Below are 12,871 nucleotides of genomic sequence, written 5' to 3'. Positions count from 1 at the left end.
GGGCAGGATTGTAGCTGGCCCGGAGTGAAACGTCAGTCCTGCAGCAAACCGACTGACGGCGCAAGCGAGCCGCCCATCATTATCGTTGCACGCGCTTCGTGGGCTGCACGCACCGGTGCAAAGGAACGCCGATGAATGGGCGTAGGCCCGAGCCGGGCCAGTGCTTCCAGATGCACCGGCGTAGGATAACCCTTGTGCCCGCCGATGCCATAACCCGGATAGATGAGTTCAAGCGCCGCCATTTCCCGATCCCGGCTTACCTTGGCAAGAATCGAGGCGGCGGCGATGGCAGGTACCTTGGAGTCACCCTTTACCACCGGCGCCGAGGGCACCGACAACTGCGGGCAGCGGTTGCCGTCGATAAGCGCCAGTCTGGGCGTGATACTCAAGCCTTCGACTGCGCGCTGCATGGCCAGCATCGTGGCGTGCAGGATATTCAACTGGTCGATCTCTTCGACTTCAGCCCTGGCGATGAACCAGCACAGGGCCTTCTCCTGAATTTCGACGTAGAGCTTTTCGCGCTTGGCTTCGGTCAGTTTCTTCGAGTCATTGAGACCGAGAATGGGCCTGGTCGGGTCGAGAATGACGGCGGCGGTTACCACTGCACCGCACAGCGGACCGCGACCCACTTCATCAACACCCGCCACCAGGTCCTCGACGAGGGTAAAATCCAGACCTGTTTGCATCATGGGCGACCTCACAGTGAAGGCGACCGTCCGAGCAGGCTCAATACCGCATCGGCGGCCTGATTGGACGCATCGCGGCGCAGGATCCGGTGAATGGCATCAAAACCGGCGGTTTGCTCGCGACCGTCTTCGATCAATGGCAGCAGCGTACGCGCCAGGGCTTCTGGCGTAGCGTCGTCCTGCAGCAGTTCAGGCACCAGCAGACGCTGGGCCAGCAGGTTCGGCAGCGACACGTAAGGGCTTTTGACCATTCGCTTGAGGATCCAGAAGGTCAGCGGCGCCAGGCGGTAGGCAACCACCATGGGGCGCTTGTACAGCAGGGCTTCCAAGGTCGCGGTGCCGGAGGCGATCAGTACCGCATCGCACGCGGCCAGGGCAACGTGCGACTGGCCGTCGAGCAGCGTGACGGGCAGATCACGACCCTGCAGCAATTGCTCCACCTGAGCTCGCCGCTGTGGGCTGGCGCAGGGCAGCACGAAACGCAAGTCAGGGCGCCGGGCAAGCAGCAGCTCGGCCGTGTCGAAAAACAACCCGCCCAGACGCCCCACCTCACCGCCCCGGCTGCCCGGCATCAGCGCGACAACCGGCGTATCCTGCGCGAATCCCAGGCCAGCGCGAGCACCTGCACGATCGGACTCCAGGGGGATGGTATCTGCCAGTGGGTGACCGACAAAACGCACCGGTACGCCCTGCTCTTCGTAGAAACGCGCTTCGAACGGCAACAGGGTCAGCATCAGATCACAGCCTTCACGAATCTTCAGCACACGCTTCTGACGCCAGGCCCAGACTGACGGGCTGACGTAGTGCACGGTCTTGATGCCGGCGCGACGCAGTTGAAGTTCGATGTTGAGCGTGAAGTCAGGGGCGTCGATGCCGATGAAGACATCCGGCTTTTCATTGATCAGGGTCTGGACCAGCAACTTGCGCCGGGCCAGCAGCTCGCGCAGTCGCCCGAGCACTTCAACCAGCCCCATCACCGACAGGCGTTCCATCGGGAAGGAGGACTGCATGCCTTCGGCTTCCATCAACGGACCGCCGACACCGATGAAGCGGATATCAGGATGGCGCACCTTGAGGGCACGCATCAGACCGGATCCGAGGATATCGCCGGATGCTTCACCCGCGACCAGAGCGACACAGAGTGGACTGGTCATGATTAGCGAATGATGCCGCGAGTCGACGTCTGAATGGACTGAAGAAATACCGCCACTTCAGGAAACTGCGCTGCAGGCTCTGCCAGATCGGCCAGCGCCTGACCGATGGTCAGACCCTGGCGATAAACCGTCTTGTAGGCTCTGCGCAACGCATGAATGGCTTCTTCGGAGAAGCCGCGACGGCGCATGCCCTCGAAGTTCATGCTGCGCGCCTCGGCCGGGTTGCCAAAGACCGTGACGAACGCGGGTACATCCTTGCCGATCGCCGTCCCCATGCCGGAGAAGCTGTGCGCACCGATGTGGCAGAACTGATGCACCAGGGTAAAGCCGGACAGGATAGCCCAGTCATCCACGTGAACGTGGCCTGCCAGGGCGGTATTGTTGACCAGAATCACGTGGTTGCCGATCACGCTGTCATGCCCGATATGGGCATAGGCCATGATCAGGTTGTGATCGCCCAGCGTGGTTTCGGCACGGTCCTGAACGGTTCCGCGGTGAATGGTCACGCCTTCGCGGATCACATTGTGATCGCCGATGACAAGGCGGGTTTCCTCGCCCTTGTATTTCAGATCAGGCGTGTCCTCACCCACCGATGAAAACTGGTAGATGCGGTTGTGCTTGCCGATTCTGGTTGGCCCCTTGAGGACAACGTGAGGACCGACGACTGTACCCTCGCCAATTTCCACACCGGGTCCGATGATCGACCAAGGGCCGACCTCAACATTGTCGGCCAGAACGGCCGTCGGATCGATGATTGCGCGAGGGTCAATCAAACTCATAGTTTGCGTTCCGCACAGATGATTTCAGCAGAGCAGACTGCCTTGCCATCAACTGTAGCCTTACATTCGAACTTCCAGATCTGGCGCTTGCTGCTCAGAAATTTCGCCTCGAGAACCAGTTGGTCGCCCGGCAGAACCGGCTGACGGAAACGCAGTTTGTCCGAACCGACGAAATAATAGAGCGTGCCGTCCGACGGCTTGGAGTCGAGCATCTTGAACGCAAGAATACCGGCAGCCTGCGCCATCGCTTCGATGATCAGCACACCCGGCATGATGGGATGCTCAGGGAAATGACCGTTGAAAAAAGGCTCATTGACGCTGACATTCTTGTAGGCGCGAATGTTCTTGTTCTCGATATCCAGCTCGGTCACGCGATCCACCAGCAGGAACGGGTAACGATGAGGCAGGTATTCGCGAATTTCTTTGATGTCCATCATTTCGAGGGGAAGCCTGTAGTAAAGATTAGGAGTGCGTCGCGACTGCGCAGCACCCCTCTACATCAAGGAGGCAGTTTATCGACTGAGCACGCTTGATATTAAAAAGGTATCAGCCATCAGATGAGCGATTACCCGAGGAGGTCACCGTCTCTACAACCTTTTCGAGCTTTTGCAGACGTCGCGCCATGTCGTCGATCTTGCGCAGACGAGCTGCGCTCTTGCGCCATTCGTCCGCTGGTTGCATAGCCGTACCCGAGGAGTAAGAACCAGGCTCGGTGATGGAGTGCGTGACCATGGTCATACCCGTGATGTAAACACCATCGCAAATATCGATATGCCCCACCAGACCAACCCCGCCCGCCAGCATGCAATGCTTGCCGATTTTGGTGCTTCCAGAGATACCAACACACGCAGCCATCGCCGTGTGATCGCCGACCTGCACGTTGTGGGCAATCTGAATCTGGTTGTCCAGTTTGACGCCATTGCCAATTCGCGTATCAGCCAGCGCACCCCGATCGATTGCCGTATTGACGCCAACCTCGACGTCATCACCAAGGGTGACGCCACCGATCTGTGCAACCTTGTGGTAGATACCTTTATCCTGGGCAAAGCCAAAGCCTTCGCCACCCAGCACAGCACCCGACTGGATGACCACGCGCTTGCCAATGCGCACATCGTGGTAAAGCGTTACCCGCGGGGCCAGCCAGCCGCCTTCACCGATCTCGCAGCGAGCGCCGATGAAGCAGTGAGCACCGATGGTGACACCTGCTGCAATGCGCACACCGCTCTCGATCACAGCAAAAGCGCCAATGCTGGCAGCAGGATCAATCAGTGCATCTGCGGCAATCACTGCCGTCGGATGAACGCCTGCGCTACTTTTAGGCTTGGGATCGAAAAAATGCGAAATGCGCGCATAGGCCAGATAAGTATTAGGAACCACCAGCGCATTACCGGTATAACCTTCGGCGTCTGCCGGCTTGAGCAGCACGGCAGTGGCCTGGGTATCGACCAGCAATTTACGATACTTGGGATTTGCCAGGAAACTGACTTGACCAGGGCCGGCCTCTTGCAAAGTGGCCAGCCCGGTGATTTCGATATCCTTGTCGCCACGTAACGTAGCACCAAGGAACTCGGCCAACTGGCCGAGCTTGATGGTTATGCTCATGGTTACTTCAGCTGGTTCATGCGCTCGATGACCTGGCGAGTCACGTCATACTGTGGCTTGACGTCGATCACCGCACCGCGCTCGAAAACCAGGTCGAAACCACCTTTCTTGATGACTTCTTCTACAGCCTGATCCAGCTTAGGCTTCAACTGCTTGAGCATTTCGCGGTCAGCAACGGCCTTGGCTTCGTTCAGTTCCTTGGACTGGAACTGGAAATCACGGGCCTTTTGCTTGAATTCAAGCTCCAGACGCTCGCGCTCAGGCTGAGCCATCTTGTCGCCACCGCTGACCAGACGATCCTGAATGCCCTTGGCGCTGCTTTCCAGGCTTTTCAGCTTGGTCAGTTGCGGGCCGAATTTCTTCTCGGCGTCCACTGCGTAACGCTTGGCAGCGTCCGATTCCAGCAAGGCCATCTGATAGTTCAGTACCGCAATTTTCATGTCGGCGAATGCAGGGCTTGCGACCAGTACGGTTGCCAGCATTACCAGTTGAGTCAACTTACGCACAATACAACTCCTACAAAATTCGTTGCGTTATCAAAGATCAGACGCTTAGAAGGTCTGACCCAGGGAGAATTGGAAAACCTGCGTTTCGGCTTCGTCGTCCGGCTTCTTGATCGGCATCGCCAGAGCGAAGCTCAGCGGGCCGAGTGCGGTGATCCAGGTGACGCCGATACCCACAGAGCTGGCCATGCCGGAAAGGTCGATGTCGTTGCATTCGACTTTCTTGCCTGACGCGCTTGTTCTGGTCGAGTCGCACTTGGTATCGAAGACATTACCCACGTCCCAGAAAACAGACGTCCGCAGCGAGCGCTGATCCTTGACGAATGGCAGCGGGAACATGACTTCTACGCCACCCTGAACCAGGGCGTTGCCGCCGAACGGCAGTGGATCCTGATCCGGGTCCGCCAGTGTGCCCGGCTTGGAACCGTTACTTGGCGTACTGCGCGGACCAAGGGTGCTGTCCTTGAAGCCACGTACCGAGTTGAAACCGCCCGCATAGTAGTTCTCGTAGAACGGCAGACCCGAGGTCGAACCGTATCCGTCACCATAACCCAGCTCGGTGTGGAAACGCAGGGTGTAGTTATCGGTGATCGGGTGGAAGTACTGAGCACGGTAATCCAGCTTGAAGAACGACAGGTCGCTACCCGGCAAGGTGGATTCGAACACCAGGCTTTGCGAGTGACCACGGGTCGCCAATACACCCTTGTTCAGGGTCGATTCAGACCAGCCAACCGAGCCCTTGAAGTTCAGGTACTTGTCGCCTTCCTTCTCGACGAAGTCGAAAATCTCGTCAACGGTGTACTTGCCGGTCTTGATCTCGTCCTGCTGCACAGAAAGGCCGTAAGTCAGGCGCGAGGTCTCGCTGATCGGGTAGCCAAGGTTGATACCGGCACCCAGGCTGTCAACCGCATAGCTTGCAACATCAACGTCGAGGTCATCGTAGTTGGTGGTGCGATAGAACGCGCTGTAACCCAGGCTGACACCGTCCGGCGTGTAGTACGGATCGACGTAGCTAAAGTTGTAACGGCTCTGGTATTCGCTGCGGGTCAGGCCGATGCTGACCTTGTTACCGGTACCGAGGAAGTTGTTCTGGCTGATCGAACCACCGAGGATCAGACCGGCGCTTTGCGCAAAGCCCACGCTGGCGGTGATCGAACCGGACGCCTGCTCTTCAACGGCGTAGTTCACATCGACCTGATCGTCGGTGCCAGGAACAGGTGGCGTTTCGACGTTGACTTCCTTGAAGAAGCCCAGACGGTCCAGACGGGTTTTCGACTGGTCGATCAGGTAGGTCGATGCCCAGCCGCCTTCCATCTGGCGCATTTCGCGACGCAGCACTTCGTCTTCCGACTTGGTGTTGCCGCGGTAGTTGATACGGTTGACATAGGCACGCTTGCCCGGATCGACGACGAATGTGATATCGACCGTGTGGTCTTCATTGTTCGGTGTCGGTACGCCGTTGACGTTGGCGAAGGTATAGCCTTCGTTACCCAGACGGCGGGTGATCAGTTCGGACGTCGTGGTCATGACCTTGCGCGAGAATACCTGACCCGGTTGCACCAGCAGCAGGGATTTGACCTGGTCTTCAGGGACCTTCAGGTCACCGCTGAGCTTGACCGACTTGACGCTGTACTTCTCGCCTTCGTTGATGTTGACCGTGATGTACACGTTCTTCTTGTCGGGCGTGATCGACACCTGGGTCGAGGCGATATCCATGTTGATATAGCCGCGATCGAGGTAGTACGAACGCAGACGCTCAAGGTCACCGGACAGCTTTTCACGGGCGTACTTGTCGTCATTCTTGAAGAACGACAGCCAGTTGCTGGTCTTGAGCTCGAACAGGTCGGTCAGGTCTTCGTCGGAGAAGACCTTGTTGCCCACCACGTTGATGTGCTGAATGGAGGCTACGGTGCCTTCATTGATGTTGATCTTCAGGCCGACGCGGTTGCGCGGCTGAGGAACAACCTCGGCGTCAACCTCGGCAGAGTAACGGCCCTGGGCAACGTATTGACGTTGCAGCTCGTTACGCACGCCTTCGAGGGTGGCACGCTGGAAAATCTCACCTTCGGCCAGACCGGACTGTTTCAGCCCCTTCATCAGGTCCTCGGTGGAAATGGCCTTGTTACCCTCGATTTCGATACTCGCAACCGAAGGACGCTCGACGACGTTGATGACGAGCACGTTGCCGTCGCGACCCAGCTGGATATCTTGAAAGAAACCGGTTTTAAACAGCGAACGGGTAGCATCGACCAAACGACCATCGTCCGCCTGCTCGCCTACGTTCAGCGGCAGTGCACCAAAGACGCTGCCGGCGGAAACCCGCTGCAGGCCGTTGACACGGATATCGGAGATGGTGAAGGACTCGGCGTGAACTTCAGCGATCATCAGTGCGGAAAGAACCGCAGTTAGCAGCAGACGTTTCATGAAGTCCTTTCTTATTCCAACTGGCAATAAACAAACTGCCGCAAAATGCGGCAGATTCGCAACTCGGCAACGCTTTACAGTCGGCCCAGATCGTTGACCAGCGCGAGCAACATTACGCCCACTACCAGACTGATACCGATCTGCGCCCCCCAACCTTGAACCTTTTCCGAAAGGGGACGACCACGCGCCCACTCGATCAGATAAAACAGCAAATGCCCCCCGTCCAGGACGGGAATGGGCAGCAGATTCAGAACACCCAGGCTAATACTCAGATAAGCGAGGAAGTTCAGAAAATCTCCGATGCCCGACTGGGCCGAAGCGCCCGCCACTTTAGCAATGGTTATCGGTCCACTCAAGTTTTTTACCGAGAGCTCGCCGAACAACATTTTCTTCAGCGAGTCCAGGGTCAGCACACTCATGTTCCAGGTGCGCTTCACGCCCTCGGTCATCGCCGCGAAAGGCCCGTAGCTGACCTCGCGCAGCATTTCCGGTGGCCAATCGACAGCTTTCACACCAGCGCCGAGGTAACCTGCGGCAGCCTTGCCCTCGCCTTTGGCCGCGAGCGTCACCGGCACGTCCATTTGCACGCCGTCGCGCTCGATGCGCAGCGAAATCTTCGCTTCGGGGCGCTCGCGCACCCGATCGACAACCTGTTGCCACTCCTCGAGCGGCTGGCCGTCCATCGAAACGAGACGATCACCCGATTTAAGTCCTGCGCTCTGCGCCGGACCTTTCGGATCGATTTCTGCCAGCAACGGCAGCAGCGCCGGACGCCACGGGCGAATACCCAGCGATTTTATCGGATCAGGCTCTTCTGCCCCTCTCAGCCAGTCATTGAGTACCAGCTCACGAGATGTATCGACCGTAGACCCCTGATCCCTGACCTTGAAAGCGATGGTACCGCTTTCACCCAGGCGACGGACCAGCTGCAGGTTGACCCCGGACCACCCAGAAGTAGGCTCGCCATCGACAGCGACGATTTCCTGTCCGGCCGTCAGGCCAGCCTGCTGGGCGATACTTCCGGACTCGACTGCGCCGATCACCGGGCGCACCTGTTCGCTGCCCATCATCGCCAGCACCCAGAAAAAGGCGATGGCGAGAAGGAAATTGGCTGTCGGGCCGGCGATCACGATCGCGATGCGCTGGCCTACTGTCTTGCGGTTGAACGACTGGTCGGCGAGCTCGGGCGGCACATTGCCTTCGCGCTCGTCGAGCATTTTCACATAGCCGCCCAGAGGAATGGCAGCGACGACGTACTCGGTGCCCTGACGGTCATGCCAGCGCAGAAGAGGCGTACCGAAGCCTACTGAAAAACGCAGCACTTTGACGCCACAGCGACGAGCCACCCAAAAGTGGCCGAATTCGTGGAAGGTCACCAGCACGCCCAACGCAATCAGGGTGCCGAGAATCATGTATAAAGCGCTCATCAGCCTTCTCCGGGTACCGACTGGTCGGCCAGTGTGTTAATCATTGCAGACCTCCAGGCCCGCCCTTGACGCACCACATCAACCCTTTCACTCACATCTTGTCGGGTTGTCAGATCGCTATCGCCCGTTTCTTTCAAGCCATTGGCCCGCCAACAAACGCGCTTTGGCATCGGCGGCAAACACCGCATCAAGCCCTTCGACCGCGGTGACAGGCTCATGATCCAGAACCTCTTCGATAATACCGGCGATTTCCAGGTAGCGGATACGCCCGTCGAGGAATGCCGCAACGGCCACTTCATTGGCCGCGTTGAGCATGGCAGGCGCACTACCTCCAGCCTCTGCCGCCTGTCGGGCCAGCCGCAGGCAAGGGAATCGTTCCTCGTCCGGCGCCTGAAAATCAAGCTGGCCGATACGAAACAGGTCCAGTGGCGCAACGCCAGAGTCTACACGTGCAGGCCATGCCAGCGCATTGGCGATGGGCGTACGCATGTCGGGATTGCCCAATTGAGCCAGCACTGAGCCATCGACATAATCGACCAGCGAGTGGATCACGCTTTGCGGGTGAATGACCACCTCGACCTGATCCGGGCGCGCATCGAACAGCCAGCAGGCTTCGATCAGCTCGAGCCCCTTGTTCATCATGGTTGCCGAATCGACGGAGATCTTGCGCCCCATCGACCAGACCGGATGGGCACAGGCCTGCTCAGGCGTGACATTGTGCAACTGCTCCAGCGGCGTTTCGCGAAACGGCCCGCCCGAGGCAGTCAACATGATCCGCCGAACACCGACGGCACCCAGCCCGCGAGCGAAGTCGCCGGGCAGGCACTGGAAGATCGCATTGTGCTCGCTGTCGATCGGCAACAGCACAGCGCCACTTTGCCGAACGGCCTGCATGAACAAGGCGCCGGACATGACCAGCGCTTCCTTGTTGGCCAGCAATACCTTCTTGCCCGCCTCCACCGCAGCCAGCGTCGGACGCAAGCCGGCAGCTCCGACAATGGCGGCCATGACTGCGTCTACCCGAGGGTCTGCGGCTACTTCGCACAGACCGCCTTCGCCGACCAGCACCCGGGTATCGAGCCCGGCCGCCGCGAGGTCATCCTGCAGCTTGCGGGCGACCATCTGATCAGGCACTACGGCGTACTGCGGCGTGTGCCTGATGCACAAGGCCAGCAATTCGTCCAGGCGACTGAAGCCGGTAAGCGCGAACACTTGATAAAGCGCTGGATGACGGGCAACGACATCCAGAGTACTCAGCCCGATGGAACCGGTTGCACCCAGAATGGTGATTTGTTGCGGCCCACTCACATGACACCCCAGTCAGCGGCCCAGAGCAGCACCGCAAATACCGGGATGGCCGCCGTCAGGCTGTCGATACGGTCGAGCACCCCGCCGTGGCCAGGCAGCAGATTGCTGCTGTCCTTGACCCCGGACTGGCGCTTGAACATGCTTTCGGTCAGGTCGCCAATCACCGAGATGAATACGATCACCGCGGCACCAAAGAGCGCTGCTATGAACTGCGCAACCGTCCAGTCGCGGGAAACGCCCACTGCTGCCGTGATGCCCAGACTGACCACCAGACCGCCATATACGCCCTCCCAGCTCTTGCCAGGGCTTACCTTGGGTGCCAGCTTGCGCTTGCCAAAAGCCTTGCCGGAGAAATAAGCGCCGATGTCGGCGGCCCAGACCAGCACCATCACCGACAGAATCAGCCAGTTACCCAGCGGCCATTGCTTGATCAGGACCAGACCCTGCCATGCAGGCAGCAGAATCAGAAGGCCGATAACCAGCTTGCACGCTGCACTCGCCCAGTGGCTGCTCGAGTCCGGATAGGTAAGGACCAGAAAGGTCGCAACACTCCACCAGATGACCGCAGCAACCAGCACCCAGGGCTCCAGCCCCGGCAGCAGGTACATGAGAAATAGCAGAACGGCGACCACAGCCGCATAACCGATACGCATCGACTGCGCGGCGAAACCAGCGAGCCGCGCCCATTCCCAGGCACCCAGAACGACAACCACCCCGATGAACAGGGCGAAGTACATGCCGGTCAGCAGGAAAAACCCGCACAAGGCGATCGGCAACAGAATGAGTGCCGTGATGATCCGTTGTTTCAGCATTAAGCCCGGGCTCCAGCTTCTACCTGTTCGCTGGTTTTACCGAAGCGACGTTGGCGAGAAGCGAAATCTGCCAGCGCAGCGCGCATGGCATCGTGTTTGAAGTCCGGCCAGAACAGGTCGGAGAAGTACAGCTCGGCGTAGGCCAGCTGCCAAAGCAGGAAGTTGCTGATGCGATGCTCGCCGCCGGTGCGTATGCACAGATCCGGCAACGGCAAGTCGCCGGTGGCCAGGCAGGTCTGCAACAACTGGGGAGTAATGTCCTCCGGCTGCAGGTGTCCGGCCTGAACCTCACGCGCCAACCGTTGCGCAGCCTGCGCAATGTCCCACTGCCCACCGTAGTTGGCAGCGATCTGTAGTACGAAGCGGCTGTTGCCTGAGGTGCGCACTTCCGCCTCGCGCATGGCAGCCTGAAGCTCAGGATGAAAGCGCGAGCGGTCGCCGATGATCCGCAGGCTGATCTCGTTCTCGTTCAGGCGCTTGGTTTCACGGCGCAACGCCGTGAAAAACAGCTCCATCAGCGCGCCAACCTCTTCGGCCGGGCGCTGCCAGTTTTCACTGGAGAACGCGAACAGTGTCAGTACTTCGACCCGAGCTTCAGCGCAGACCTCGATAACGGCCCGCACAGCATCGACACCCGCCTTATGGCCTGCAACGCCTGGCAGCAGGCGTTTCTTCGCCCAGCGATTATTACCATCCATGATAATCGCGACATGGCGCGGCACCGAAGACGGCACGGCCGGTTTTATCTTTTCCATGAAAGCGTCCGAAACCTTAAACAGCCATCAGATCGGCTTCTTTCTGCTTGACCGCAACTTCGATTTCCGCAACGAACTTGTCAGTCAGCTTCTGTACGTCGTCAGCCGCACGGCGCTCTTCGTCTTCGCTGATTTCCTTCTCCTTGACCAGGTCTTTCAACTGGCTCAAGGCGTCACGGCGAATGTTACGGACCGCCACACGGGCATCTTCTGCGGCATCGCGCGCCTGCTTGGTGAAGCCCTTGCGGGTTTCTTCGGTCAGCGCCGGCATGGAGATCAGCAGCAGCTCACCCAGGTTGGTCGGGTTGAAACCCAGACCGGAGCTCTGGATAGCCTTGTCGACAGCCGCCAGCATGTTGCGCTCGAACGCCACGACCTGAAGGGTACGCGAGTCCTTGACGGTCACGTTGGCCACTTGGGCCAGCGGGGTATCAGCACCGTAGTAAGGAACCATGACGCCACCCAGGATGCTTGGATGCGCCTTGCCGGTACGGATACGGGTGAAGGCATGGGTCAGCGACTCCAGACTCTTCTGCATGCGGGTCTGAGCATCTTTCTTGATTTCGTTGATCATTATTGTGCTTCCTCGATCAGGGTCCCTTCGGCGCCACCATGGACGATATTCAGAAGAGCACCCGGCTTGTTCATGTTGAAGACGCGCAACGGCATCTTGTGATCGCGACACAGGCAGATTGCGGTCAGATCCATCACACCCAGCTTGCGATCCAGCACTTCATCGTACGTCAGATGATCGAACTTCTCGGCATTCGGGTCTTTGAACGGATCTGCGGTGTACACACCGTCCACCTTGGTGGCCTTAAGCACCACATCGGCGTCAATCTCGATCGCGCGCAGACAGGCAGCAGAATCGGTCGTAAAGAACGGATTACCGGTACCGGCAGCAAAAATCACCACTTCCTTGGCGCTGAGATGGCGCATCGCCTTGCGACGATCGTAATGATCGGTCACACCCACCATGGAAATGGCCGACATCACGATGGCGGTGATATTAGCGCGCTCCAGCGCATCGCGCATTGCCAGGGCGTTCATCACAGTGGCCAGCATGCCCATGTGGTCGCCTGTCACCCGATCCATGCCCGCAGCACTCAGGGCCGCGCCACGGAACAGGTTGCCGCCACCGATCACCAGACCGACCTGAACGCCGATACCGACCAGCTGGCCGACTTCCAGCGCCATGCGGTCCAGCACCTTGGGATCAATGCCGAACTCTTCTGAGCCCATGAGGGCCTCACCGCTAAGCTTGAGTAGAATGCGTTTATAGCGAGCCTGATAACCACTGCCCTGCTGAGCCATTGCGAATCTCTCCTGCGGCGTTTTCTGAAAAAAATCTGTGCGGGCTATTTCAAGCCTGCGCTTACTTTAGCTTGACGCTATGCGCGCGTCGGGAGAATGCAGCCTTG

The 12,871-nt window shown here is 58.8% G+C and carries 13 protein-coding genes; all 13 read right to left on the bottom strand.

All coding sequences use genetic code 11. The features are described 5' to 3' along the window. Window positions 1-32: 32 nt before the first annotated feature. The 13 genes from rnhB to pyrH all read right to left on the bottom strand — a co-directional run bounded on the left by rnhB (window position 33) and on the right by pyrH (window position 12,764). A complete protein-coding gene (gene rnhB / locus JOE39_RS00400) occupies window positions 33-686 on the bottom strand; it encodes a ribonuclease HII (RefSeq protein ID WP_032658553.1) in 654 nt (217 codons plus the stop codon). A gap of 11 nt (window positions 687-697) precedes the next feature. Further along, window positions 698-1,840, bottom strand: coding sequence for a lipid-A-disaccharide synthase (gene lpxB, locus JOE39_RS00395; protein ID WP_024650253.1), 1,143 nt, complete (start codon window positions 1,838-1,840; stop codon window positions 698-700). Between the two features lie 2 nt (window positions 1,841-1,842). Beyond that, window positions 1,843-2,619 carry an acyl-ACP--UDP-N-acetylglucosamine O-acyltransferase gene (gene lpxA / locus JOE39_RS00390; protein ID WP_003314305.1) on the bottom strand — a complete coding sequence of 259 codons (777 nt, stop codon included), beginning with the start codon at window positions 2,617-2,619 and terminating at the stop codon, window positions 1,843-1,845. Then, the gene (fabZ, locus tag JOE39_RS00385) at window positions 2,616-3,056 is read right to left on the bottom strand and encodes a 3-hydroxyacyl-ACP dehydratase FabZ (protein WP_002554719.1); all 441 of its coding nucleotides are present in this window, start codon (window positions 3,054-3,056) and stop codon (window positions 2,616-2,618) included. Before fabZ ends, lpxA begins: the two co-directional genes overlap by 4 nt. 109 nt (window positions 3,057-3,165) lie before the next feature. Continuing rightward, entirely contained in the window at window positions 3,166-4,221 is a 1,056-nt protein-coding gene (gene lpxD / locus JOE39_RS00380; protein WP_210078052.1) for a UDP-3-O-(3-hydroxymyristoyl)glucosamine N-acyltransferase, read from the bottom strand. Between the two features lie 2 nt (window positions 4,222-4,223). Beyond that, window positions 4,224-4,727 (bottom strand): OmpH family outer membrane protein, encoded by a 504-nt coding sequence (locus JOE39_RS00375; RefSeq protein WP_003314303.1) that lies wholly within the window; start codon window positions 4,725-4,727, stop codon window positions 4,224-4,226. Between the two features lie 45 nt (window positions 4,728-4,772). Next, complete coding sequence (gene bamA / locus JOE39_RS00370; RefSeq protein ID WP_210078053.1) at window positions 4,773-7,148, bottom strand: outer membrane protein assembly factor BamA; 2,376 nt, start codon at window positions 7,146-7,148, stop codon at window positions 4,773-4,775. Between the two features lie 74 nt (window positions 7,149-7,222). Next, window positions 7,223-8,575 carry a sigma E protease regulator RseP gene (gene rseP / locus JOE39_RS00365; RefSeq protein ID WP_024664752.1) on the bottom strand — a complete coding sequence of 451 codons (1,353 nt, stop codon included), beginning with the start codon at window positions 8,573-8,575 and terminating at the stop codon, window positions 7,223-7,225. Window positions 8,576-8,692: 117 nt separating this feature from the next. Then, on the bottom strand, window positions 8,693-9,883 hold the full coding sequence (gene ispC / locus JOE39_RS00360) for a 1-deoxy-D-xylulose-5-phosphate reductoisomerase (protein WP_024664753.1): 1,191 nt from the start codon (window positions 9,881-9,883) through the stop codon (window positions 8,693-8,695). Continuing rightward, a complete protein-coding gene (locus tag JOE39_RS00355) occupies window positions 9,880-10,695 on the bottom strand; it encodes a phosphatidate cytidylyltransferase (RefSeq protein ID WP_003422045.1) in 816 nt (271 codons plus the stop codon). Before JOE39_RS00355 ends, ispC begins: the two co-directional genes overlap by 4 nt. Beyond that, complete coding sequence (gene uppS / locus JOE39_RS00350) at window positions 10,695-11,450, bottom strand: polyprenyl diphosphate synthase (protein ID WP_003314296.1); 756 nt, start codon at window positions 11,448-11,450, stop codon at window positions 10,695-10,697. Before uppS ends, JOE39_RS00355 begins: the two co-directional genes overlap by 1 nt. Before the next feature lie 16 nt (window positions 11,451-11,466). Further along, window positions 11,467-12,024 (bottom strand): ribosome recycling factor, encoded by a 558-nt coding sequence (gene frr, locus JOE39_RS00345; RefSeq protein ID WP_003314295.1) that lies wholly within the window; start codon window positions 12,022-12,024, stop codon window positions 11,467-11,469. Further along, window positions 12,024-12,764 carry a UMP kinase gene (pyrH, locus tag JOE39_RS00340; protein ID WP_003339591.1) on the bottom strand — a complete coding sequence of 247 codons (741 nt, stop codon included), beginning with the start codon at window positions 12,762-12,764 and terminating at the stop codon, window positions 12,024-12,026. Before pyrH ends, frr begins: the two co-directional genes overlap by 1 nt. Window positions 12,765-12,871: the final 107 nt, after the last annotated feature.

The sequence above is a fragment of the Pseudomonas sp. PvP100 genome (assembly GCF_017833055.1).
Lineage (GTDB): Bacteria > Pseudomonadota > Gammaproteobacteria > Pseudomonadales > Pseudomonadaceae > Aquipseudomonas > Aquipseudomonas syringae.
Note: the sequence above shows the minus strand (reverse complement) of the source record. Positions and strands in the feature narration are given on the sequence as shown.